This is a genomic window from Cyanobium sp. Copco_Reservoir_LC18 (assembly GCF_009834675.1).
Classification (GTDB): Bacteria; Cyanobacteriota; Cyanobacteriia; order PCC-6307; family Cyanobiaceae; genus Cyanobium; species Cyanobium minutissimum.
Window position 1 is genome coordinate 220919 of the sequence record NZ_ASAC01000012.1, and the last position, 21625, is coordinate 242543.

Consider the following 21625-nt stretch of genomic DNA (forward strand, 5'->3'; position numbering starts at 1 on the left):
ATCCCCTCAGGCCTCCGGTGTGATCTGGCTCTGGAGCAGGGTCTCCAGCTCCTGTTCGGAGAGCGGGGCCGAGAGCTGGTACCCCTGGCCATGGCGACAGCCGAGGGTGAGCAGCATCTGCCGCTGCCGGGAGCGTTCCACACCCTCCACCACCACCATGATCCCGGTGGCGTCACTGAGCCGGATCACCGCGCTGAGCATGGCCTGCTGCAGCTGGTCGTAGTCGATCGCGGAGATGAGGCTCCGGTCGATCTTCACCTCGCTGAAGGGCAGCTCGGTGAGCCGCTGCAGGCCGGAATAGCCGGTGCCGAAATCATCCATGGCCAGCGCGAACCCCTGCCGTCTCAGGTCCCGCAGCTGGTCGGCCACATGGGTGGACATCTCCAGGATGCTGCCTTCGGTGAGCTCCAGCACGATGCGGTCGGGCGTCAGCTGGTGGCGTTCCAGGGCCATCAGCAGGTCGCTGCTCCAGGTAGGGTCCTGCACCTGCAGCGGCGAGACGTTCACACAGATCCGCCCGAGCTGCAGCCCGGCCAGGTCCCAGCGGTGCAGGGCCTCGAACGCCCGCTCCATCACCCAGCGCCCCAGGGAGGAGATCTGGGCCGTGGCCTCGGCCACGTCGATGAAGTCGGCGGGGGACTGGCGGCCCAGCACCGGGTCATCCCAGCGGCAGAGCACCTCGGCGGCGATCACCCGGCCGGATTCCAGCTCGATGATCGGCTGGAAGGCCAGCTCCAGCTGCTCCTGCTCGATCGCCAGGGCGAGGGGGCGGGCCAGCAGCTCCTGCAGCTGGACCGACCGCTCCACCGGCGCCGCGATGCAGCAGCTGGGGAAGGGCTGGCGGTGGGTTTCCTCCAGCGCCCGGGTGGCGGCATCCAGCAGCAGCGGGAACTCGCTGCCGTCATCGGGAGCGCGGCTGATGCCCACGTTCAGCGACGGCTCGATGACGTGCTCCAGCACCGTGGTGGGACTCTCCAGACTGGCCAGCAGCCCGCCGGCCATGTCACGCACCGCGTCGATGCCCATCGCTCCCGGCACCAGGGCCAGCAGGCGGTCGCCGCCCTGGCGGGAGAAGAATCCCCCGGCGGGCAGGGCCGCCTCCAGGCGGTGGGCGATCTCCTCGATCAGCGCCTCGCAGGCGGCGATGCCCAGCCGGCCGCGCACCAGGTCGAGCTGCAGCACCTGCAGATGCATCAGCACGGCACCGTCCGCATAGCGGTCGGCCACCAGGCCATCCAGATCCGCCAGATTCACCCGCTGGTCCAGCAGCTCCAGCAGGCACCAGACCGTCCCCGGCCCGACACCGGAGGGCAGGCGGGTGAGGAACAGGGGAATCGCCGCGTCGGCCTGCGGCACACCGACCAGATCACTGCGAAGGGTCGCCACGCTCCCCGCCAGCAGCGGTGCCACGTCGGCGGCACAGAGCTCCTGCAGGGACCGCTGGCGCAGCGCCGCCGGCTCCAGCCCCGAACGCCGGCAGAAGGCCCCGTTCGCCGCCAGGATCACCCCCTGCCCATCCGCCAGGGCCGCCGGCCGCTCGATCCTCTCCAGCAGGCCCTCGATCGCCCCGGCCCCCGCCTCCCCTGCCCCGGCGACGCTGCTCAGCATCGCTGTCCCGCTGCCGTGGTGCGGGGCCAGCGGCCGGGCCCTGATCGCCGGAAGCCCCTGGGCTGGAAGTCCCTGGTCATCAATGGGTGCGGAGAGCGAACGGGCCGCCGATGCGGTCCTGCATCACGCTAGTCGCCCCCTTCCCGTCGGCATCCCTCCCCGGGCCCCGGAGCGGCGTGGAGCCCTTGCCTAGGCTGGACTTCTCCGCTTCATCGCCGATGACGCGCCCCCTCCCCCCGTCCCGGTTCCCGGGCCTGCTGCTGGCCCTGCTGCTGGCCCTGCTGCTGGATGGACTGCTGCTGCTGGCCCGTCCCGTGCCGGTGGCGGCGGCGATGGACTACGCCAAGCAGGTGCTGATCGGTGCCGATTTCCATGGCGCCGACCTGCGCGGCGTCACCTTCAACCTGACCAACCTGCGGGACGCCGACCTCTCCGGGGCCGACCTGCGCGGCGCCAGCCTGTTCGGCGCCAAGCTCCAGGACGCCGACCTGAGCGGCAGCGACCTGCGGGACGCCACCCTGGATTCGGCCGTGTTCGAGGGCACCGACCTGCGCAACGCCCGTCTTGACGACGCCTTCGCCTTCAACACCAAGTTCCGCGGGGTGCTCATCGACGGCGCCGACTTCACCAACGTCCCCCTGCGCGGTGATGCCCTCACCAGCCTCTGTGCCGCCGCCAGCGGCACCAATCCCGTCAGTGGCCGGCTCACCCGCGACACACTGAACTGCAGCTGAGACCGCCCCGATGAGCTTCGATGCCCGCAGCCGCGAGCGGCTGGAGGCCCTCGGCCGCCAGCTCCCCCGACCGCTGCCCGCCCCGGCGCCCCCCACACCGGCCGCCGGCGCCCCGGCCCCCGGGTCCTCGGCGCTCGAGCGTCGCCATCCGGTGGAGACCGAGCAGGACCCCCAGAAGCTGTTCCGCGCCCTGATGAACGTCAGCGCCGACGGCAGCGTGCCCCCCCATCTGCTGGAGCGCCTGCGGCAGCTGGAGACGCCTCCCGCCGCCGGCAGCCCCCGCCCGGGCCCGGCCGGCGAGCGGCTTGGCAACGCCATCGGCAACCCGAGCGGCGCTGCAGCCTCCCCCGGGGGCGCCCCCCGGCGTCCCGCCCCGACCCCCCGGACCGGGGCGAAGCGTCGGCTCCCGGCCGACGACACCGAGCGGGAGCTCTACACCGCCTTCCAGCAGCTGCTGCTCGAGGACGGGGACTGACCAGTACATCCGTACTAGAGTGAGGCCTGCCGCCCGGGGCCCGTGCCCGATCACCACCCCGATCCCCACCACCCCGCCATTCCTCCCGGCCCCGGGGTCGACCTCAACACCCAGCTGAACCTCCACCCCGACCGCAGCCTGCTGCTGCGCGTCTGCGGCGACTCGATGGTCGGGGCCGGCATCCGCCACGGTGATCTGCTGGTCGTGGATCGGGGGGTCGCTCCCCGCTCCGGCCGCATCGTGGTGGCCCTGCTGGAGGGGGGGTTCACCCTCAAGCGCCTGGTCCGCCGGGGGCCGCGCTGGTGGCTGGAGGCGGCCAACCCCGCCTACCCGCCCCTGGCCCTCGGCGGCAGCGACGACGACCGCCTCTGGGGCGTGGCCCTGCACGTGATCCGTTCGCTGCCAGGAGGCCGATGGCCCAGGCCACAGTCCTGATCGACGGCAACAACTTCTACGCCTCCTGCGAGGCGGCCCTCGATCCCGCCGTGATCGGCAAGCCCCTGGTGGTGCTCTCCAACAACGACGGCTGCATCGTCTCCCGCAGCGCCGAGGCCCGCGCCATGGGCATTCCCATGGGCACCCCCTGGTTCCAGGTGCGCCACGACCTGGAACGCCGCGGCGTGGTGGTGCGCAGTTCCAACTACGGCCTCTACGCCGACATGAGCCAGCGGCTGATGGCCAGCCTTGAGGCCTGGGTGGAGGAGCTGGAGGTCTATTCCATCGACGAGGCCTTCGGCCGCCTGCACCGCCCCCCCGGCGACGGCGACCTCACCGCCTGGGGGCGGGACCTGCGCCGCCAGGTGCGCCGCCAGCTGGGTCTGCCGGTGGCGGTGGGCATCGCCCCCACCAAGGTGCTGGCCAAGATCGCCAACCGCATCGCCAAGCGCGACCCCTCCCATGGCGGTGTGTTCGATCTGGGCCAGGCGGGGGATCCGGACCCCTGGCTCGAGACCATCGCCATCGAGGACGTCTGGGGCATCGGCCGCCAGCTGTCCCGCTGGTGCCGGCTGCGGGGCATCGCCAACGCCCGGGCCCTGCGCGACAGGCCGAGCGGCGAACTGCGGCATCGCTGCGGCGTGGTGGGGGTGCGTCTGCAGCAGGAGCTGCGCGGCCACAGCTGCCTGCCCCTGGTGGCGGTGCCGCCGGCGAAGCAGGAAACCTGCGTCAGCCGCAGCTTCAGCGAACCGGTCACCAGCCTTGAGGGCCTGCGGCAGGCGATCGCCACCTACCTCAGCCGGGCCTGTGAGAAGCTGCGCCGCCAGGGGCAGCGGGCGGGCAGCGTCACCGTGTTCGTGCGCAGCAGCCCCTTCAACGGCACCCGCTTCTACGCCAACGCCGCCACCGCCCGCCTGCCGCTGCCCAGCAACGACACCGCCGTGCTGCTCGCCGCCGCCCTGCCCCTGGCCGAGCGGCTGTTCCGGCCCCACAAGCCACTGCAGAAGGCGGGGGTGCTGCTGCAGGATCTGCAGCCGGTGGAATTGCTGCAGCACCATCTGCTGGTGCCGCTGCCCCCCGAGCAGCAGCGGCGGCGCGAGGCCCTGATGGCCGCCGTCGACGGCCTCAACCGCCGTTACGGCAGCGGCACGGTGCAGTGGGCCGCCTGCGGCCTGCGGCCCCGCTGGACGATGCGCCGCTCGCGCCTGTCGAGGGCGGCCACCACCCGCCTGAGCGATGTGCCGGTGGTGCGGGCCTGAGGCCCTCAGGGGCCGTCGAAGAGGCTGGCGACCTGGTCACGGCCGTTGCCCTTGGCCAGCGCGAGGGCCCGCTCGGCCCGCAGGATCAGCTCGGGGAAGCCGTGATCCTGGGGGGCCAGGCCGGTGAGGCCGCCACTGATGTGCAGGCGGAAGTCGGAATGGGTGTGCACGCCGGGCATGTGGGTGACGGCGGTGCGGAGGGCCTCCGCCAGGGCCATCGCCTGGTCGGCGGCGACGCCCACCAGCAGCAGGGCGAAGGCACCATCGCCGACGCGGGCGGCGAAGTCCTGCTCCTGCAGGAAGGTGCGGGCCAGCTGGACCAGATCGGCCAGCACCCGGTCGCCGGCGGCATGGCCCCAGCGGTTGTTGATCAGCCGCAGATTGTCGACATCGAAGAGCAGCAGCGACAGGGGTTGGTGGTCGCGGCGGGCACGGGCGAACTCCCGCTCGCCGATGGTCAGGAAGGTGTGGCGGGTGGGCAGGCCGGTAACCGGGCAAAGGTGGGCGAGGCGCCGCAGCTCCAGCTCCCGCATGGCCAGCTGGGCCAGACGGTGCAGCAGCTCGCGCTGCTCCGGGCTGATGTCCCGGGGCTCCCGGTCGATGATGCAGAGGGTGCCGAGGTTGTGGCCCTCCGGCGTCTGCAGCGGCGCGCCGGCATAGAAGCGGATGTGGGGATCGGCGAAGACCAGAGGATTGCTGCGGAAGCGCTCGTCGGCGCGGGCATCGGGCACCACCATCACCTCGTCATGGACGATGGCGTGGGCGCAGAAGGCCATCTCACGGGGGGTTTCGCGCACATCAAGCCCCCGGCTGGCCAGGAACCACTGCCGGTCGGCCTCCACCAGGGACAGGGCCACGATCGGGGTCCGGAAGAGGGCGGCGGTCAGGTCCAGGATCCGCTCGAAGTGCTCGTCGCTGTCGGCCGCGAGGAGGCCGTAGCGCTCCAGATCGCGGAGCCGCTGGTCCTCATCGGGGGGGACGGGAAAGGCCGGATATGACGCCATGGGACCTTACCTCCACCAAAACTGTAGGCAGATCGGCTGGCGGCGAGCGGACTCCGGCCTCAGGAGGCCGGGACTGAGAGGGTCTCCTCGTAGCCGGCGCGGCGGCCGTCGTCCAGTTGATTCAGGTAGCGGCGTTCGGCGTAGTAGGCCTCCTGGAAGCGCAGGGCGTCGCCGTTGAGCGCGTCGAAGAGATCGTGGATGCGGGTCTCCATGTCAAGGCCGGCGCCGGGGGCCGGGGGGGCGGCGGGGGCCGAGGGGGCAGCCGTGGCCGGGGGGGCGTCGCGCTCCTCCTCCAGCAGCCGGGCGATGCACTGCTCGAGGGTCTGGAGGCGCTGGCTCGACCAGGCATCGAGCAGGTGACGGCAGCGACGCAGCACCCGCTGGCGCTCCAGGGACGCCGTGGCCCCCCGCAGCTGCAGCGGTGGGTGGGCCAGGGCCAGCCGCTGCACCTCACTGGGCTCCAGCAGGGGGGTGAGGCGGCCCAGCAGGGCGCTCTGCTCCACCAGCAGCCGGTCGCCGAGCAGGCGGGGCAGGTCGAGGTCGGCCAGGTCCAGGCCGGGGGCGGTGCCCCGGTTGATGGCCTCGAGCCGGCCGGCCCCCAGGTTGTCCTCCTCCAGCTCGCCGATGGCGGCCCAGAGCTGGCGGTGGTGCTGGAGGGCGAAATCGTCGAGCTCCCGGCGCCGCAGCTCGGCGCGGATGACGCCGCGCCAGGAAGGGCAGTGCAGGTAGAGGCGCAGGATCTCCGCCTCGGCCCGCTCCCGGTGGCCCACCTCCCCGGGCTGCTCCCATTTCGCCGAGCGGCCATGCCAGCGCTGGCCCTTGACCTGCTGGCGCAGGTCCTCCTCCAGCTGGATGGCCAGCCGGGCCTGGCCGCCGGAGAGCCGCTCCGCCACCTGCTGCAGGTAGTGGCTGCGCACGGCCGACTGGGGCAGCTTGCCCAGCAGCTGCACCAGTCCGGAGACGGCCTGCTGGAACTGGTCGGCGCGGGCCAGATCCTTGCCTTCGAGCACCTGCTCGATCTGCCAGTCGAGCCAGAGGGGGGCCTGGTCCAGCAGGGAGCGGTACTCCCCCGGGCCGTGCTGCTGGAGGAACTCGTCGGGGTCCTTGCCGGCGGGAAGGTGCAGCACCCGCAGTTCCAGCTGGCCCTGCAGCGCCAGTTGCTCCACCTCGCCGATGGCCCGCTGGGCGGCCCGGATGCCCGCCCCGTCGCTGTCGAAGTTGAGGATCAGGCGCCGGCTGTCACAGCAGCGGCACAGCTGGGTGATCTGGCTGGAGCTGAGGGCCGTGCCGAGGGCGGCCACCGCATTGGTGATGCCGGCGGCGTGCAGGGCGATCACGTCGAAGTAGCCCTCCACCACCACGGCCCGGTCGTCGCGGCGGATGGCGTCGGCGGCCCGATCCAGCCCGAACAGGTGCTTGCCCTTCTCGAACACCTCCGTTTCCGGGGAGTTGAGGTATTTCGGCTCGGCGCCGTCCAGCCCGCGGCCACCGAAGCCGATCACCCGGCCCTGGCGGTCGCGGATCGGCACCATCACCCGATCGCGGAAGCGGTCGTAGAAGCCGCCGCCCCCCTTGCGGGCCACCACCAGGCCGGCCGCCTCCAGAAGGTCGGGGCCGAGGCCCTCCACCTGCTGCAGGTGCTGCAGCAGGCCGTCCCAGCCGGCCGGGGCATAGCCCAGCTGGAACGCCTCGAGGGTGGTCTCGCTGAGGCCGCGGCTCTGGCGCAGGTAGGTGAGGGCCGCCGCCCCCTCCGGGGCGCGCAGCTGGCCCTGGAACCAGCCCGCCGCCAGGGCCAGCACCCGGTGCAGCCGGTCGCGGCGGGAGAGCTGCTGGCGCAGGCGCTCCTGCTGGGGACCGTCGAGGGTCTCGACCGGCAGCTGGTACTTGCGGGCCAGATCCAGCACCACCTCGCTGAAGCTGGTGCGCTGCAGCTCCATCAGGAACTTGATGGCGTTGCCGCCGGCCCCGCAGGAGAAGCAGTAATAGAACTGCTTGGCGGGCGACACCGTCATCGACGGCGATTTGTCGTCGTGGAAGGGGCAGATCCCGACGAATTCACGGCCCTTCTTCTTGAGCACCACGTGCTCCCCCACCACGTCGACGATGTCGGCCCGCTCCTTGACGGCCTCGATCGTGCGGGGGTGGAGACGGGGGAGGTTCAAGGGTGCAGGCGCAAGGGGGAAGGCTCTGGGAGCAGGGGTGAAGGAGAAAGGAGGGAGGGGGAAGGGAGGAGGAACGGCTGCCGGCACCCCCCAGCGGTGGTGGTCGGGCTGGCGCCATTCTGGGGCCTGCCACCACCGCTGGAGATCGCCGGGTGAACCGAATGAGTTCTGCCGACGGCGGCGGCGCCCTCCCGGCCGGGGCCTGGATGGTGCTCAGTGCCCTCGCCTTCAGCCTGATGGTGGTGGGGGTCAAGCAGGTGGGCGACCGTCTCCCGCTGGCCGAGGTGGTGCTGGCCCGGGCCCTGGTGAGCCTGGCCCTGAGCTACGCCATGGTGCGCCGGATCGGCGTGGATCCCTGGGGGCAGCGCCGGGGGCTGCTGGTGGTGCGGGGGCTGGTGGGCAGTGCCGCCCTGTTCTGCGTCTACGCCGCCGTGGTGCACCTGCCCCTGGCCGCCGCCACGGTGCTGCAGTACCTCTACCCCACCTTCACGGCCCTGCTGGCCTGGCTGCTGCTGGGCGAACGGCTGGGGCGGCGGGTGCTGGCCGCCATGGGGCTGGGCTGGCTGGGGGTGCTGCTGGTGGCCCGGCCCACGGCCAGCGCCCCCCTGCCTGCGACCTGGGTGCTGGTGGCGGTGGCCGGCGCCCTGCTGACCGCCGTGGCCTACGTGAGTGTGCGGCGCCTGGCGGAGAGCGAGCATCCGGCCGTGATCATCCTCTACTTCCCGCTCGTGGCCGTTCCCCTCAGCCTGCCGGCGGTGCTGCTGCATCCGGTGCTGCCCACGCCGCCCGAGCTGCTCTGGCTGGTGGCAGTGGGGGTGTTCACCCAGCTGGGTCAGGTGGGGCTCACCCGGGCGCTCACCCAGCTGCCGGCGGCCCGGGCCACGGCGATCAGCTATGTGCAGGTGGGATTCGCCGCCCTCTGGGGCTGGTGGATCTTCGGGGAACCCATCGATCTGCCGACGGCCGGCGGGGCGGGCCTGATCCTGGTCGCCACCCTGATCGCTCTGCGGAAGCCCCCCGGGGTGGCCGCCGCGATGGAACCGGCGCGCGAGCCACCCGTACGATGACGCCGCCGGATTGGGTTCCTCCGCTGTACCCGCCACTCCCCATCGGGCTCCATGGCTGGCTGGCCACGGCGGAGGCCGGCCTGGGCCCTGACACCGGGATGGGCCTGCTGCGGCCGGCGATCGCTCCCAGCGTGGTGCCGTTGCCGCTGATGATGGTGACCGTCGGGGGCATCTTTCTCGGCACCCTGGCCATCAGCCGCTTCTCCCTGAAGATCGGCGTCCCGGCCATCCTCGGGGTGCTGCTGTTCGGGCTGCTGATCAACCCCTCGGTGACCCTGTTCAGCCAGGACACGATCCTGCGGCTGCAGGCCCTGAGTCTGTCGATTCTGCTGTTCAACGCCGGCCTAGAGACCGACATCCGCTCGATCCGCGGCTTCCTCGAGTACGGCATCATCCTGGCGGTGGGCGGGGTGATCCTCTCCAGCCTGCTGCTGGGGGTGATCATCTGGGCCGTGGCCTCCCCCGATGCCGGCGGCATCGAACTGGGCTTCCAGCAGATGCCGCTGGCGGTGGCCATGCTGATCGCCGCCTGTCTGGGTTCCACCGATGCGGGAGCCACGATGAATGTGCTGCAGTCGCTGCAGAAGGCGATCCCGCCGAAGCTGGCGGCCCTGGTGCAGTTCGAATCGGCGGTGAATGATCCCACCGGCATTCTTTTCCTCGGCCTGGTGATCGGCCTGACGAGCGTCGATGGCGGCAGCAGTGGCCACGCCGTGGTGCTGGAGCAGCTGCAGACCTTCCTGCAGAAGATCGGCTCGGGCCTGCTCATCGGGGTGTGCGTGAGCTACATCGGCCGCTTCAGCCTCAACCGGCTGGTGCGGGATCCGAGCCAGCTGCTGATTCTCGGCATCTCCATCGGACTGATCTCCTATGGCCTGGCGGAGCTGCTGGGGGGGTCCGGCTTCATCAGCGCCTATGTGGCCGGCCTGGTGCTCAGCAACCTTCCCTACAGGAACGAACGGATCACGCCGCAGGCCCTGCAGCGGACCCTGCTGCCGTTCAACACCATGACCGAGATCACCGTGTTCCTGATCTTCGGCCTCAGCGTCCACCCCCGGGCGCTGCTCCCCTCGGTGCCGGAGGGGATCATCGTCGCCATCGCCATGATGCTGGTGGCCCGACCGGTGAGCGTTCTGGTGCTGCAGCGGTTCTCCCCCTTCAGCCTGCGCGAGTCCCTGCTGGTCTCCTGGTGCGGTCTGCGCGGGGCCGTTCCCCTCGCCCTCAGTTTCGTGATGGTGGAGGCCATCCCCCGGGTGCGGGGCCTCGACCCGGCCAGCGTGCCCAGCCTGGTGAGGAACGCCGGCGGCATCGTCTTCTGCGTCGTGGTGATCAACCTGCTGGTGCAGGGGCTGACCCTGCCGCGGGTGATCCGCTGGCTGGGGCTCGGCGAGGCGGCTCCCTCAGCCCCGTGAGCGGCGGGGCAGGGGCAGGGGATCGGTGATCCAGTCCTGGCGGCTGCCGTCGCTGCTGCCGCTTGGGCGGGCCAGCCGCCAGCTCTCCCCCCTGGGGCCAGGCTGCAGGTAGAGCTCGAAGGGACTGTCGACGCGGATGACATCCCCCGGCAACCGCCAGTCGAACCGGCCCGTGAGATGCAGGCCGCGGTCCGCCCCGATGGTCACCGGCTCCTGCCCATCGACCCGCACCCGGCTCACCTCGGGCAGGCCGTCCGCCTGGAGATCGAGGGCCCGGGCGATGGCCCCCTGGGTGAGCTGGATCTGCAGGGAAAGGGCCTCGAGCAGCACACTCCTGGGGGGCTGGCCCACCCGGCTGCAGCCCCCCAGCAGCAGCAGCACGGCCAGGAGTCCCGCCAGCAGCACCCCCGGCCCACGGGCCGGCACCGGGGCCGGCAGCGACGGCAGGCGAGCCGGGGGGCTTGGCAGGAGGGGCAGCATGGGGGCTGACGCACGTCTCACCATGATCGGCTGGCTGCAGGGGCGACTGGCCGAACCATGGCAGCAGGCTCACCGTTGCGGGGCGCTGCTGATCTGCCAGGGGGTGGGTTACGAGGTGCAGCTCACCCTGCGCCAGTGGCGCCGCCTGCCGGAGGAGGGCCGTGAACTGTGCCTGCACATTCACCACAGCATCCGTGACGACGGCTGGACCCTCTACGGCTTCCCCGATCGCCGTGAGCGGGACCTCTTCCGCGAACTGGTGGCCGTCAGCGGCGTGGGCCCCCAGATGGCCCTGGGCCTGCTCGGGGCCCTGGAGGTGCCCGATCTGGTGCGCGCCATCGTCCACGCCGACCTGCGCAGCCTCTGCCTGGCCCCCGGGGTGGGCAAGCGCACGGCCGAACGGCTGTCGGTGGAGCTGCGGGCGCGCCTGCAGGAGCGCTTCGCCGGCCTGGTCGATCCCCTCGAGGACGACGGGGGCCCCGGTGAGACCGCCGATGGCGCCCCTTCGGCCCCCTGCCGTGAGGAGGTGCAGATCACCCTGGTGGCCCTCGGCTACGAGCCCCTGGAAATCCACCGGGCCCTGCGGGCCGTCGCCGCGGGGCTCGACGCCTCCGCCGGCGCCGACGACTGGATCCGGGAAAGTCTGCGCTGGCTGTCCCGCGCCGTGGCCTGAATCGGGCGGCTCCGGGGGAGTGCCAACGGGCCGCACGTTAAGGTGTTGGTTTGCACCGTTCGGGCTCAGATCCGCCCATGCCGCTCACCACCACCCAGAAACAGGAACTGATCAATTCCCATCAGGCCCACGGCACCGACACCGGCTCGGTGGAAGTGCAGGTCGCGATGTTGAGCGAGCGGATCCAGCAACTCAGTGGCCACCTGCAGAAGAACATCCACGACTTCTCCTCCCGCCAGGGGCTGCTCAAGATGATCGGCCGCCGCAAGCGCCTGCTCGGCTACCTCCGCGCCCAGAGCGAGACCCGCTACGCCGAACTGATCAAGAAGCTCGGCATCCGCGGCTGAGGACGGTTCCATGGCCCGTCGGCCGAAGCCGAAATCCTTCGGGGCTGATCGTCCCGTACCGACGACCCCGGCCAGGGCGCCCCGCCAGCAGGTGATCCCCGAGGCGGTGGCCAACCGCATGGTGCGGCGCATCGCCATCGCCACCGGCACCCCCACGCTGCTGGGCATGGGGGTGTTCGTCGCCAGCTATCTGCTGGTGAGCCGCGGCGTGCTCGACATTCCCCCCGGCCTCACCCTGGTGGGCTCCGGGGCCTTCTTCCTGCTCGGCCTGCTGGGCCTCAGCTACGGGGTGCTCTCCGCCAGCTGGGAGGACGGCCCGGGCAGCCTGCTGGGCTTCGAGCAGATCGGGGTGAACATCGGCCGGGTGCGGGCCTCGGTGCGGGCCATGCGCCAGGGAGCCTCGGGCTCAGGCAGCTCCCAGGGGTGAGCGCAGCCAGGCCCTGAAGTCGGCCGAGGCCAGGGTCTGCACGGCCGCCGACGCATCGGCGACGCAGAACTGGCCCCCCAGGCGCACGAAGCGGGTTTCGTCCTGGTGCTTCACCAGCGCCACCACCGGCACCCGCACCCCCGCCTCCTCCTGCCCGGGGCGATGGCGGGTGAGGCATTCCCGCAGGCGATGCTGGACGGCGATGTCACCGGCCTGCTCGGGGGCCAGCTCCACCATCACCAGCTGCAGATCCTCGATGCTGCGGCAGTCGTCCACGAGCAGCTGCACCCGGTCGTCGCGGCGGTCGACGCCGGCCCAGAGCAGCAGGCGGGCATCCACCATCAGGTGGTCGGCCAGGCGGGCATAGCTCTTGGGGAACACCACCGCCTCGCAGGAGCCGGTGAGGTCCTCCAGCTGCAGCACGGCCATGCGGTCGCCCTTGCGGGTGGTCACCTGGCGGATCTCGCTCACCATCACCACCACGCTCACCTTGGCCTTGTCGGCCATCTCCTCGAGGTTGGCCAGGCCGATCGGCGTCAGCAGCCGCACCTGGGAGGCCAGCTGGCGCAGGGGGTGGTCCGAGATGTAGAAGCCCAGCAGCTCCTTCTCCAGCTTCAGCTTCTCGGTGGGGGGGTAGTCGGGCACCGGGGCGGCCTTCGGCGGGGCGGGGGCCTCCACGGCGGCGGCGCCCTCGGCAGCCCCCGAGTCCCCGCCGAAGAGGTCGAACAGGTTGCCCTGGCCGCTGGCCCGGTCGCGGGCGCGGGAGCTGGCCCAGTCGAGCACCAGATCGAGGTCGGCCATCAGCTGGGCCCGGTTGGCCTTCGGTTCGAGGCCATCGAGGGCACCGCAGTGGATCAGGGATTCGATCGCCCGGCGGTTGAGCTGCTGGCCCGGGATCCGGTCGCAGAGATCGGCGAGGTGGAGGAAGGGGCCGCCGCTGGAGCGGGCCTCGATCAGCTGGCGGATGGAGCCATCGCCCAGGTTGCGGATGGCGGAGAGGCCGAAGAGGATCTTCTTGCCCACGGGCGTGAAGTCGATGCCCGAGGCATTGACGTCCGGCGGCATCACCTCGATGCCCATGGCCTGGCAGTTGGCGATGTAGCGCTGCACCTTGTCGGTGGTGCCGGCGTTCACCGTGAGCAGGGCCGCCATGTAGGCCACCGGATGGTGGGCCTTGAGGTAGGCGGTCTGGTAGGTGACGGCGCCGTAGGCGGTGGAATGGCTCTTGTTGAAGCAGTACTCGGCGAACAGCACCATCTGGTCGAACAGCGCCTCGGCGATGGCGGCGTCCACGCCCCGCTCGCTGGCGCCGGTGACGAACTGGTGGCGGTGCTTCTGCATCTCCGACACCTTCTTCTTGCCCATCGCCCGCCGCAGCAGGTCGGCCTCACCGAGGGAATAGCCCGCCAGATCCTGGGCGATCCGCATGATCTGCTCCTGGTAGACCATGATCCCGTAGGTCTCCTTGAGGATCGGCTCCAGCTTGGCGTGGGCCACATCGATGGCCTCGCGGCCATGCTTGCGGTTGATGAACTTGGGGATCAGGCCCGCATCCAGGGGACCCGGCCGGTAGAGGGCCAGGATCGAGGAGATGTCCTCTAGGGAGGAAGGCTTGAGATCGCGGACGATCTGGCGCATGCCGCTGGATTCGAGCTGGAAGATGCCCTCCAGATCCCCCCGGGCCAGCAGGGCGTAGGTGCCCGGATCGTTGGCCGGCAGGGCATCGGGGTCAAGCCGTTCCCCCTCGGCCTGGGCCACCAGCTCGATCGTCTTCTCGATCATGGTGAGGTTCTTGAGGCCCAGGAAGTCCATCTTCAGCAGGCCCATCGCCTCGACGTCCTCCATGAAGTACTGGGTGATCACCTGGCCGTCGTTGTTGCGCTGCAGGGGCACCAGTTCGTCGAGGGGTTCGGCGGCGATCACCACCCCGGCGGCATGGACCCCGAAGGTCTTGTTGGTGCCCTCGATGCGGCGGGCCAGGTCGACCCAGTGGCGCACCTTCGGGTCGTTCTCGTACTTCTCACGGAATTCCGGCACCGGCGATTCGGGGCCGATCATCTCGGCGAGCTTGGCGGGCTTGCCCCGGGCCACGGGAATCAGCTTGGCCAGCCGGTCGGCCTCGCCGTAGGGGATGTCGAGCACCCGGGCCACGTCCTTGAGCACCGCCTTGGAGGTCATGCGGTTGAAGGTGATGATCTGGGCGACCTTGTCCTCGCCGTAGCGGCGGGTGACGTAATCGATCACCTCGCCGCGGCGCTCGATGCAGAAATCGGTGTCGATGTCCGGCATCGACTTGCGTTCCGGGTTGAGGAAGCGCTCGAACAGCAGGCCGTGCTCCACCGGATCGATGTTGGTGATGCCGAGGGCATAGGCCACCAGCGAACCGGCCGCCGACCCCCGGCCCGGCCCCACCGGGATGCCCTGCTCCCGGGCGAAACGGATGTAGTCCCACACCACCAGGAAGTAGGTGGGGAAGCCCATCTGCTCCATCACCTGGAGCTCGAAGGCCAGCCGCTCCCCGTAGCCGGGATCGATCGGGGCCTCCTCGGCCAACGACAGCCGGCGACGCAGACCCTGGTGGCTCACCTCGCTGAGGTAGCTCACCGGCGTGTGGCCCTCGGGGATCGGGAAACGGGGCATCTGGTAGCGCCCGAGGATGTCGTAGTCCTCCACCTTCTCGGCCACCTTGGCGGTGGTGGCGATGGCTTCGGCGATCACTTCGGGTTCGAGATGGTCGGCGAAGAGCCGGGCCATCTCGGCCTCGCTCTTGATGTATTCGGTGCCCGTGTAGCGCAGCCGCTTTTCATCGCTGATCAGCTTGCCGGTGAGCACGCACAGCAGGGCGTCGTGGGCCTCGACGTCGTGGCTGGTGAGGTAATGGGCGTCGTTGGTGGCGATCAGGGGGATGCCCAGCTCGGCGCCGATCCGGGCCATCTCGACGTTGACGATGCGGTCCTCGAGGCCGCCGTGGTCCTGGATCTCCAGGTAGAAGTCGTCGGCGAACACCTCCCGGTACCAGGCGGCCACCTCACGGGCGACATCGGGGCGCCCCCGCAGGATCGCCTGGGGGATCTCGCCGCCCAGGCAGGCGGTGGCCACCATCAGCCCCTCGCTGTACTGGCGCAGCAGGGATTTGTCGATGCAGGCCCGGGCGAAGATGCCCCGGCCGCGCATGCCCCGCAGGTGGCTGATGCTGGTGAGCTTGACCAGGTTGCGGTAGCCGACGGCGTTACGGGCCAGCACCACCAGGTGGTAGCGGCGCTCCTTCTTCGGCTGGGGATCGTCGATCGAGCCGTTGATGACGTACATCTCGTTGCCGATGATCGGCTTAATTCCCGCCTTGGTGCAGAGCTTGAGCAGCTCGATGGCGCCGTACATCACCCCGTGGTCGGTGAGGGCCAGGGCCGGCATGCCCAGCTCCACGGCCCGCTGCACCATCGCCGGCAGCTGGGAGGCCCCGTCCAGCAGGCTGTAGTCGCTGTGGTTGTGGAGCGGAACGAAGGCCACGGCGTCGGTGGGGATGGCCACCACAGGATGGGGCCAGCCTACCGGGCACCACCAGATCTGGTGGTTCAGGCCATCGCCGTGAGGCCGCTGTGGGCCCGTCCGGGCCTGCAGGAGAGAGCCGGAGGGCGACTATCCCGCCGCCTGGAGACTGGGGCAGGGCATGGCCCAGAGGGTCTGCAGTTTCAGGGCCTGATCCATGTTGCCCTTGGCGGCGAGCTGGTTCAGCGTCAGCTGAATCCGCTCGCAGTCGACCTGCCTTTCGAGTTTGGCGCGCTGGGTCCGGAGCTCCTGAAGCTCCCCTTCGGCCATCTGGCGCCGGGCCTGCTGCTGGCCATCGGCGGCCTGGAGACGGCTCGCCCCGGCGTCCATCTCCCTGAGCTGCCGTTGCAGGGCGGCCTCCCGCCGGGAGGCGGACTCCACTTCGTTCCTGAGGGCCAGCTCGCCTTCCATCCGCTGCCTGGACTGCCGCTTGGCCTGATCCTGGGCGGCCTGGACCCGGGCCTCGGCCTCAAGCCGCTGCCGGTGCTGGTTGTCGAGGATGGCGACACCGGCCAGCACCAGCACCACGGCCGACAGCACGGCCAGCCAGGTCCTGTTCTGCCGATGGGAGAGGTTGTCCATGCCTGTCCCTAATCAGGCGACGAGGCAGCGTTGGCCGATCGATGCGGCGTGCGGCGGATCCGGGGCCGAAGGACAGCATCCCTGGCCTGGGCTGCCTAGGGAGGTGGCCAGAGGCACGTGCCTGCGCCTGCATCCAGCACATCGGCATCATCCACGAACCGGACGATTGTTCCGTCCCTGCGGATCGACTGGAAATCATCAATCAGCTCTCCGACGTTGGTGTAGACGTAGCGGCCTGCCAATTCAGGGGCGATCGCTTCGATCCACTGGGTTTCGAACTCCGAGGGGCCGCCCCCTTCCACCCGCCTGATCTCGGTCACCTTCAGGAGTTTCAAGGGGATCGGAGCGCCACGACCCTGGTAGAGAACGTAGGCGATGGAATCACTGCTGGAGCGAAGGCCGAACTGAAGTCTCTGAAGAGGCTCAACACCGATGGATCTCAGGCAGCGCACATTGTCCGGATCAGCACGGACGGGAGGGGCCGCGGCGATCAGGAACAGCAGGAGGACCAGGCAGCGCTTCCTCTGGGTCTCCATGGCGGCTCGCACGATCAATCAGCCTCTTTCGATCGGTTTGGAGACGTGCTGGTGGGCGACCTTCCACTGCCCCTCACCCTTGCGCAGGCAGAACGTGATGCGCACGGTATCGCTGAAGGTCGCTCCGTCCGGGAGTGTCCCGCCGCACTCGAGCAGGCCAAAGGCATACCCCAGATCCGCTCCCGCCTCGACAGTGAGGTCCTGCAGGTCGAACACCACAGCGCCCCGGGGGTCCGGCTGCCAGGACCCCCAGCTGTCCCGGTAGCGGGCCGCTGAGGTGGACCGCAGTGGCGACAGCACATCGAAGATCACCAGATCGTCCTGATGATGGGCGAGAACCTCGTCCTGCCGACCGTCGCGGGTGGCCTCGGCCCACCGCTCCAGCACCTGCCGGATCGCCGCTTCGTCCGGGTTCATCGCCGGCGACACCCGATCGAGACCTCCACCCTAAGGGCGTGGCCGCGGTGGCCCCTCCGGGGGGGGGACGGGTCCCTCCGGCTCAGGCCACCAGCGCCGCCGCGGGCCGGGCTCCATCACCCGGGCCGCCTGCTCGTACTGATGGGCCACCCGCAGCAGCTTGGGCTCCTCCAGCACGCCGGTGATCAGCTGCAGGCCGATGGGCAGACCCTGGGCGTCGAAGCCGCAGGGGACGCTGATGGCCGGCAGTCCGGCCAGGTTGGCGGGGATGGTCAGCAGGTCGGCCAGGTACATGGCCAGGGGATCGCCGGCGTGGGCGCCGCTGGGAAAGGCGGTGGTGGGCGAGGTGGGGGTCAGCAGCACGTCGACGGTCTCGAAGGCGCGGTCGAAATCGCGGCGGATGAGGGTGCGCACCTGCTGGGCCTTGCGGTAATAGGCATCCACGTAGCCGGCCGAGAGGGCATAGGTGCCGATCAGGATGCGCCGCTGCACCTCCTCGCCGAAGCCCTCGGCCCGGCTGCGGGCGGTCATCGCCGCCAGGCCGTCACTGCCGGGCTCGCCGGGGGCGGCCCGGAAGCCGTATTTGACGCCGTCGTAGCGGGCCAGGTTGGCGGACGCCTCCGAAGGGGCGATCACGTAGTAGGTGGCGATGCCGTCGTTGAAGCGGGGGCAGCTCACCTCCACCAGCTCGCAGCCCAGGGCCTCCAGCTGGGCGGCGGCCGCCTGCACCGAGGCCTTCACCGCAGGGTCCAGACCCTCCTGGTCGAAGCACTCGCGGATCAGGCCCACCCGCAGACCCTTGACGGGTTTCTCCAGGTCGGCGGAGTAATCGGGCACCGGCGCCCGCAGACAGGTGGCATCGCGGGGGTCCTCCCCGGCGATCACCTGCAGGAGCTCGGCGGCATCGGCCACACTGCTGCTGAACGGGCCCACCTGGTCCAGTGAACTGGCGAAGGCCACCAGGCCCCAGCGGCTCACCCGGCCGTAGGTGGGCTTGAGGCCCACCACCCCGCAGAAGCTGGCGGGCTGGCGGATCGAGCCGCCGGTGTCCGAGCCCAGCGAACCGATGCATTCCCCGGCGGCCACGGCGGCCGCACTGCCGCCGGAACTGCCGCCGGGCACCCGATCCGGATTCCAGGGGTTGCGGCTGGCGCCGAAGGCCGAGGTCTCGGTGGAGCTGCCCATGGCGAACTCGTCGAGGTTGGTCTTGCCCAGCAGCACGGCGCCGGCCCGCCAGAGCCGCTCGGTCACCGTGGATTCGTAGGGAGGCACGAAGGTCTCCAGCATGCGGCTGGAGCAGGTGGTGCGGATGCCCCGGGTGCAGAGGTTGTCCTTGATGGCCAGGGGAATGCCGGCCAGGGGAGGCAGGGTCTCACCGGCCGCCCGGGCCGAGTCGATGCGATCGGCATCGGCCCGTGCCCGCTCGGTGGTGACCTCCAGAAAGGCATGCACGGTGGGATCCACCGCCGCGATGCGCGCCAGGTGGCGATCCGTGAGCTCCCGGGCCGACACCTCGCCCCGCCGAAGCTGCTCCCGCCATTCGGCGATGCCCATCCAACCGCTGACCTGCTGCGGTGGACGCTATCAGTCGACCAGAATCACGCGGCCAGATCCGGGGATTCGGTGAACGGCTCCCGGCGGCCGGTGCGCAGGCACTGGTGCTCCAGGGACGCCGGTGACTCCGCCCGCAGGTCGTCCAGGAAGGCGGGCAGGGCCTGCTCCAGCGTCCGCCGACGCACGAAGGGCCCGAACCAGTACACCGCGTCAGGGGAGCGGGTTTCCACCCGCGCCCACCAGGCCAGGCCCAGCCCATTGGCGATGCCGCGCATGGGCCAGAGCAGTGGGTTCATGGAGGGGAGGAGGAGGCGAGGTGGCCATTCTGGGGGGCGGCTGGGCCACCCCCGCCAGTGGCATCAGAGGCGGATGTCACCGTCGAAGCCCGGCTGCGGCGAAGGCAGGTAGGGCAGGGGCTCCAGGGGGTTGGCCGTGGGCTCGGCGGCCGCGGGGTCCACCGGTTCGAGGGCAGCTTCGACCGGTTCGGCAGGTTCAAGAGGTTCGTCCAGTGCGGCGAGGGGCGTGTCAGCCGCCTCCGCCGCCAGGCTCTCCTCTGGCCCGGTGTCCCCGTGCGATTCCGCGTCCGCCCCGACCTCCGCGTCCGGCAGGGTCTCCGGCTCGGGATCGGGGGGTGCCGGCATCGAGGGCCGCACGATCCTGGGGGCGGGGGCGGCGCCGCGCAGGCCCCGCATCCAGCCGCGGCGGGCGACTTCGTAAAGCAGCAGCGCCGTGGCCACCGAGGCGTTCAGGCTCGGCGTGGCACCGCGCAGGGGGATGCGCACCAGCTGGTCGCAGGAGCGGCGGGTGAGCAGGGACAGGCCGTCCCCCTCCGAACCGGTGACTACCACCAGGGGCCCCTCCAGGTCCACCTCCTCCAGGCTGACGGTGCCCTCCTCCGCCAGACCCACCACCCGGTAGCCCTCCTGCTTGAGGGCGTCGAGGGAGCGATTGAGATTGACCACCCGGGCCACGGGCAGGTGCTCGAGGGCGCCGGCCGCCACCTTCGCCACCGAACCGGTCAGGCCGGCGTTGCGGCGCTGTGGCAGGACCATGCCATGGGCCCCCAGGGCCTCGGCGCTGCGGACGATGGCGCCGAGGTTCTGGGGATCGGTGAGGCCGTCCACCGCGATCAGCAGGGGAGCCTCGCCGATGCTGCGGCAGCCCTCGATCAGGCTGGTGAGGTCGAGGGTCTCGGCGGCGGCGGGCTGCAGCACGATCCCCTGGTGGACGGCCCCTCCGGTGAGCTGGCCCAGGCGCGCCCAGGTCACCTCCTCCACGAGCACGCCGGAGGCCTTGGCCTCCCGCAGCAGCTGCAGGAAGCGGGGGCTGAAGCGCATCTCCGGGGTACACCACACCCGGTGGATCGGCCGACCGCTCTCCAGCGTGGCCTGGGTGGAATGGCGGCCCCAGATCAGGTCGCTGGGGGCGGCGGCGGCGAAGGCATCGGCGGCACCGCGGAAATCGACGTCAGAACCGTCGGACTCCGCCCGTTCCGGGGTGCGGCCCTGGAAGGGGCGCGGGGCGCGGTCGGCGTCCCGGAACAGGGCCGGGCCCCGGCGGGCCGGTGCCGAGCGGGTCGGGCTGGGACGGCCCGGGCTGGGTCGTCCGGCCCCGCCCCGGCCGGGGACGGGGCGGCCGAAGGAGGGGCGGGCGGGGCTGAAGCGATCGCCCGGACGGCGCTCCCGGGTCGGGCGGCCGCTGCCGCCGCGGAACTCGCCGGGGCCATCAGCGCCGGGACGGCCGTCGAAGGGGCGGCGACCGTAGGGGCTGCCGGGGCCGCGATCGGGGGCACCCGCCCGATCGCCACCGCGCTCGCTGCCGCGCTCGCCACCCCGCTCAAGACCACGGTCCCGGTCGAAGGACGGCCTGGCGCGGCCGAAGGAATCGCCGGGACGGCGGGGGCGGGATGAGGCGGCGCCGCGGCTGACGGGGCGCCCGCCGGCGCCGGAGCCGAGACGCCGGGGGGTCCGGTCGGCGCCGGGGTCGGAGCGGCGGTCAGGACGACGGTCGGGGCGACGGTCGCCGCGGCGGTCAGGGGAGGGACTCATGGGCTGGCGGATGGGGAACGGGGTTCGGTCTTCTCGAGATGGTCCAGCAGCTCAGCCAGCCGTCTGGGGTCCTGCAGAAAAAGCCATCCCAGCATCGTCTCAAATCCCGTGGCCTGCCCATAGGCCTGGGGTGCACCGCGACGGGGACCCCGCCCGGCCTGGTTGCGTCCCCGCAGAACCAGGCGGCGTTCCGCCTCACTGAGCAGGGGATCCAGTCGCCGCAGGGCCTCCGCCTGGGCCTCCGCCTGCACCTCCCCCACCACGGCCCGGTGCAGGTCGGCGGCCCTGGCCGGCTGGCGGCAGTGGCGCAGGCGCTGGTGCAGTTCCCACACCGCATCCCCCAGCCAGGCCAGCTGGGCCGTGGCCAGGGCAGTGGCTACTGGCTGGGGGGGCACGGAGGCCACCCAGTGGCCGGACCCCTCAGGCGGGGGCGAGGCTGCCAAGGGCGGACTCCAGGTCGGGTTGCAGGTGCAGGAAGGCCTCCAGGCGCACCAGCTTGACCGTCTGGACGACCCTGGCGTTGCCGACCACGAGGAACTGGCGGGCGCTGTCGTTGAACAGCTTGGCCAGTTGCACCAGGGCACCGAGTCCGGAGGAATCGATGAAATCGATCCGGCTGAGGTCGATGACCACCGGCAGGGTCTCCCCCTTGTGCCGATCGGTGATGAATTCGGTGAACTGCTTGTCGGAATAGGCGTCCAGCTGCCCCGTGAAGCTGAACAGCAGGCACGCATCCCGCCGTTCGCTGCCCCCTCTCAGGGAGACGGTCAGTCGCTGCAGGTCGGTGATGGCCCCAGTCCTCAAGGTGTGGAACGCGAGGAACTGTAGAGACCCCCATCCCGATTCAGGGAACCGCAAC

22 protein-coding genes are annotated in these 21625 nt (G+C 71.1%); 9 read left to right on the forward strand and 13 right to left on the reverse strand.

The genetic code is table 11. The features are described from left to right. Nucleotides 1-6: 6 nt before the first annotated feature. A complete protein-coding gene (locus L107_RS06430) occupies nucleotides 7-1608 on the reverse strand; it encodes a bifunctional diguanylate cyclase/phosphodiesterase (RefSeq protein ID WP_159817168.1) in 1602 nt (533 codons plus the stop codon). Nucleotides 1609-1826: 218 nt separating this feature from the next. On the opposite strand from L107_RS06430, the gene L107_RS06435 reads away from it, so the two are divergent. The 4 genes from L107_RS06435 to L107_RS06450 are packed head-to-tail and all read left to right on the forward strand — an operon-like array spanning nucleotide 1827 to nucleotide 4511. Continuing rightward, the gene (locus L107_RS06435; RefSeq protein ID WP_159817170.1) at nucleotides 1827-2342 is read left to right on the forward strand and encodes a pentapeptide repeat-containing protein; all 516 of its coding nucleotides are present in this window, start codon (nucleotides 1827-1829) and stop codon (nucleotides 2340-2342) included. Between the two features lie 10 nt (nucleotides 2343-2352). Next, entirely contained in the window at nucleotides 2353-2817 is a 465-nt protein-coding gene (locus tag L107_RS06440; protein WP_159817172.1) for a hypothetical protein, read from the forward strand. 42 nt (nucleotides 2818-2859) lie between these two features. Further along, a complete protein-coding gene (locus L107_RS06445; RefSeq protein WP_236550537.1) occupies nucleotides 2860-3252 on the forward strand; it encodes a LexA family transcriptional regulator in 393 nt (130 codons plus the stop codon). Further along, nucleotides 3231-4511: a Y-family DNA polymerase gene (locus L107_RS06450; protein WP_159817174.1), complete on the forward strand. Its 1281-nt coding sequence runs from the start codon at nucleotides 3231-3233 to the stop codon at nucleotides 4509-4511. The genes L107_RS06445 and L107_RS06450 overlap by 22 nt, the downstream gene beginning before the upstream one ends. 5 nt (nucleotides 4512-4516) lie before the next feature. Here the strand turns inward: L107_RS06450 and L107_RS06455 are convergent, their stop codons facing one another. Both L107_RS06455 and dnaG read right to left on the reverse strand, forming a co-directional pair. Next, nucleotides 4517-5515 carry a sensor domain-containing diguanylate cyclase gene (locus tag L107_RS06455; RefSeq protein WP_159817176.1) on the reverse strand — a complete coding sequence of 333 codons (999 nt, stop codon included), beginning with the start codon at nucleotides 5513-5515 and terminating at the stop codon, nucleotides 4517-4519. A gap of 59 nt (nucleotides 5516-5574) precedes the next feature. Beyond that, nucleotides 5575-7677, reverse strand: a complete 2103-nt coding sequence (dnaG, locus tag L107_RS06460; RefSeq protein ID WP_159817178.1) for a DNA primase — start codon at nucleotides 7675-7677, stop codon at nucleotides 5575-5577. A gap of 161 nt (nucleotides 7678-7838) precedes the next feature. Between dnaG and L107_RS06465 the strand changes: the two genes are divergently transcribed. Together L107_RS06465 and L107_RS06470 are read left to right on the forward strand one after the other, a co-directional pair. Beyond that, nucleotides 7839-8744 carry a DMT family transporter gene (locus L107_RS06465; protein WP_370515408.1) on the forward strand — a complete coding sequence of 302 codons (906 nt, stop codon included), beginning with the start codon at nucleotides 7839-7841 and terminating at the stop codon, nucleotides 8742-8744. Further along, a complete protein-coding gene (locus L107_RS06470; RefSeq protein ID WP_159817180.1) occupies nucleotides 8741-10156 on the forward strand; it encodes a cation:proton antiporter in 1416 nt (471 codons plus the stop codon). Before L107_RS06465 ends, L107_RS06470 begins: the two co-directional genes overlap by 4 nt. On the opposite strand, the gene L107_RS06475 is transcribed toward L107_RS06470, so the two are convergent. After that, on the reverse strand, nucleotides 10145-10636 hold the full coding sequence (locus L107_RS06475) for a hypothetical protein (protein WP_159817182.1): 492 nt from the start codon (nucleotides 10634-10636) through the stop codon (nucleotides 10145-10147). The two genes, L107_RS06470 and L107_RS06475, sit on opposite strands and share 12 nt — an antisense overlap. A gap of 22 nt (nucleotides 10637-10658) precedes the next feature. Between L107_RS06475 and ruvA the strand changes: the two genes are divergently transcribed. The 3 genes from ruvA to L107_RS06490 all read left to right on the forward strand — a co-directional run bounded on the left by ruvA (nucleotide 10659) and on the right by L107_RS06490 (nucleotide 12083). After that, the gene (gene ruvA, locus L107_RS06480) at nucleotides 10659-11309 is read left to right on the forward strand and encodes a Holliday junction branch migration protein RuvA (RefSeq protein ID WP_159817468.1); all 651 of its coding nucleotides are present in this window, start codon (nucleotides 10659-10661) and stop codon (nucleotides 11307-11309) included. 77 nt (nucleotides 11310-11386) lie between these two features. After that, nucleotides 11387-11656: a 30S ribosomal protein S15 gene (gene rpsO / locus L107_RS06485; RefSeq protein ID WP_015108092.1), complete on the forward strand. Its 270-nt coding sequence runs from the start codon at nucleotides 11387-11389 to the stop codon at nucleotides 11654-11656. Nucleotides 11657-11666: 10 nt separating this feature from the next. Further along, nucleotides 11667-12083: a PAM68 family protein gene (locus L107_RS06490; protein WP_159817184.1), complete on the forward strand. Its 417-nt coding sequence runs from the start codon at nucleotides 11667-11669 to the stop codon at nucleotides 12081-12083. Here L107_RS06490 and L107_RS06495 read toward each other — a convergent pair. The 9 genes from L107_RS06495 to L107_RS06535 all read right to left on the reverse strand — a co-directional run bounded on the left by L107_RS06495 (nucleotide 12063) and on the right by L107_RS06535 (nucleotide 21570). Next, nucleotides 12063-15590: a DNA polymerase III subunit alpha gene (locus L107_RS06495; protein WP_159817470.1), complete on the reverse strand. Its 3528-nt coding sequence runs from the start codon at nucleotides 15588-15590 to the stop codon at nucleotides 12063-12065. The genes L107_RS06490 and L107_RS06495 overlap by 21 nt on opposite strands. Nucleotides 15591-15719: 129 nt before the next feature. Beyond that, on the reverse strand, nucleotides 15720-16211 hold the full coding sequence (locus tag L107_RS06500) for a hypothetical protein (RefSeq protein ID WP_159817186.1): 492 nt from the start codon (nucleotides 16209-16211) through the stop codon (nucleotides 15720-15722). Between the two features lie 95 nt (nucleotides 16212-16306). Next, nucleotides 16307-16747: a hypothetical protein gene (locus L107_RS06505; RefSeq protein ID WP_159817188.1), complete on the reverse strand. Its 441-nt coding sequence runs from the start codon at nucleotides 16745-16747 to the stop codon at nucleotides 16307-16309. An 18-nt stretch (nucleotides 16748-16765) separates the two neighbouring features. Continuing rightward, entirely contained in the window at nucleotides 16766-17164 is a 399-nt protein-coding gene (locus L107_RS06510) for a nuclear transport factor 2 family protein (RefSeq protein WP_159817190.1), read from the reverse strand. 30 nt (nucleotides 17165-17194) lie between these two features. After that, a complete protein-coding gene (gene gatA / locus L107_RS06515) occupies nucleotides 17195-18718 on the reverse strand; it encodes an Asp-tRNA(Asn)/Glu-tRNA(Gln) amidotransferase subunit GatA (RefSeq protein ID WP_159817192.1) in 1524 nt (507 codons plus the stop codon). 44 nt (nucleotides 18719-18762) lie between these two features. Further along, nucleotides 18763-19014, reverse strand: a complete 252-nt coding sequence (locus tag L107_RS06520) for a DUF1816 domain-containing protein (RefSeq protein ID WP_106219896.1) — start codon at nucleotides 19012-19014, stop codon at nucleotides 18763-18765. A 63-nt stretch (nucleotides 19015-19077) separates the two neighbouring features. Beyond that, nucleotides 19078-20766, reverse strand: a complete 1689-nt coding sequence (gene rlmB, locus L107_RS06525; protein WP_159817194.1) for a 23S rRNA (guanosine(2251)-2'-O)-methyltransferase RlmB — start codon at nucleotides 20764-20766, stop codon at nucleotides 19078-19080. Continuing rightward, nucleotides 20763-21170, reverse strand: coding sequence for a Mini-ribonuclease 3 (locus L107_RS06530; protein WP_159817472.1), 408 nt, complete (start codon nucleotides 21168-21170; stop codon nucleotides 20763-20765). The genes rlmB and L107_RS06530 overlap by 4 nt, the downstream gene beginning before the upstream one ends. 16 nt (nucleotides 21171-21186) lie before the next feature. Beyond that, complete coding sequence (locus tag L107_RS06535) at nucleotides 21187-21570, reverse strand: STAS domain-containing protein (RefSeq protein WP_159817196.1); 384 nt, start codon at nucleotides 21568-21570, stop codon at nucleotides 21187-21189. Between the last annotated feature and the right edge of the window lie 55 nt (nucleotides 21571-21625).

What these genes read in the sequence shown, in the direction of transcription:
- L107_RS06500 (WP_159817186.1), bottom strand. Translation starts at nt 16,211, where the DNA reads ATGGACAACCTCTCCCATCGGCAGAACAGGACCTGGCTGGCCGTGCTG.
- ruvA (WP_159817468.1), top strand. Translation starts at nt 10,659, where the DNA reads ATGATCGGCTGGCTGCAGGGGCGACTGGCCGAACCATGGCAGCAGGCT.
- L107_RS06465 (WP_370515408.1), top strand. Translation starts at nt 7,839, where the DNA reads ATGAGTTCTGCCGACGGCGGCGGCGCCCTCCCGGCCGGGGCCTGGATG.
- L107_RS06435 (WP_159817170.1), top strand. Translation starts at nt 1,827, where the DNA reads ATGACGCGCCCCCTCCCCCCGTCCCGGTTCCCGGGCCTGCTGCTGGCC.
- L107_RS06470 (WP_159817180.1), top strand. Translation starts at nt 8,741, where the DNA reads ATGACGCCGCCGGATTGGGTTCCTCCGCTGTACCCGCCACTCCCCATC.
- L107_RS06520 (WP_106219896.1), bottom strand. Translation starts at nt 19,014, where the DNA reads ATGAACCCACTGCTCTGGCCCATGCGCGGCATCGCCAATGGGCTGGGC.
- L107_RS06505 (WP_159817188.1), bottom strand. Translation starts at nt 16,747, where the DNA reads ATGGAGACCCAGAGGAAGCGCTGCCTGGTCCTCCTGCTGTTCCTGATC.
- L107_RS06440 (WP_159817172.1), top strand. Translation starts at nt 2,353, where the DNA reads ATGAGCTTCGATGCCCGCAGCCGCGAGCGGCTGGAGGCCCTCGGCCGC.
- L107_RS06490 (WP_159817184.1), top strand. Translation starts at nt 11,667, where the DNA reads ATGGCCCGTCGGCCGAAGCCGAAATCCTTCGGGGCTGATCGTCCCGTA.
- L107_RS06450 (WP_159817174.1), top strand. Translation starts at nt 3,231, where the DNA reads ATGGCCCAGGCCACAGTCCTGATCGACGGCAACAACTTCTACGCCTCC.
- L107_RS06510 (WP_159817190.1), bottom strand. Translation starts at nt 17,164, where the DNA reads ATGAACCCGGACGAAGCGGCGATCCGGCAGGTGCTGGAGCGGTGGGCC.
- L107_RS06475 (WP_159817182.1), bottom strand. Translation starts at nt 10,636, where the DNA reads ATGCTGCCCCTCCTGCCAAGCCCCCCGGCTCGCCTGCCGTCGCTGCCG.
- rpsO (WP_015108092.1), top strand. Translation starts at nt 11,387, where the DNA reads ATGCCGCTCACCACCACCCAGAAACAGGAACTGATCAATTCCCATCAG.
- gatA (WP_159817192.1), bottom strand. Translation starts at nt 18,718, where the DNA reads ATGGGCATCGCCGAATGGCGGGAGCAGCTTCGGCGGGGCGAGGTGTCG.
- L107_RS06430 (WP_159817168.1), bottom strand. Translation starts at nt 1,608, where the DNA reads ATGCTGAGCAGCGTCGCCGGGGCAGGGGAGGCGGGGGCCGGGGCGATC.
- L107_RS06455 (WP_159817176.1), bottom strand. Translation starts at nt 5,515, where the DNA reads ATGGCGTCATATCCGGCCTTTCCCGTCCCCCCCGATGAGGACCAGCGG.
- rlmB (WP_159817194.1), bottom strand. Translation starts at nt 20,766, where the DNA reads ATGAGTCCCTCCCCTGACCGCCGCGGCGACCGTCGCCCCGACCGTCGT.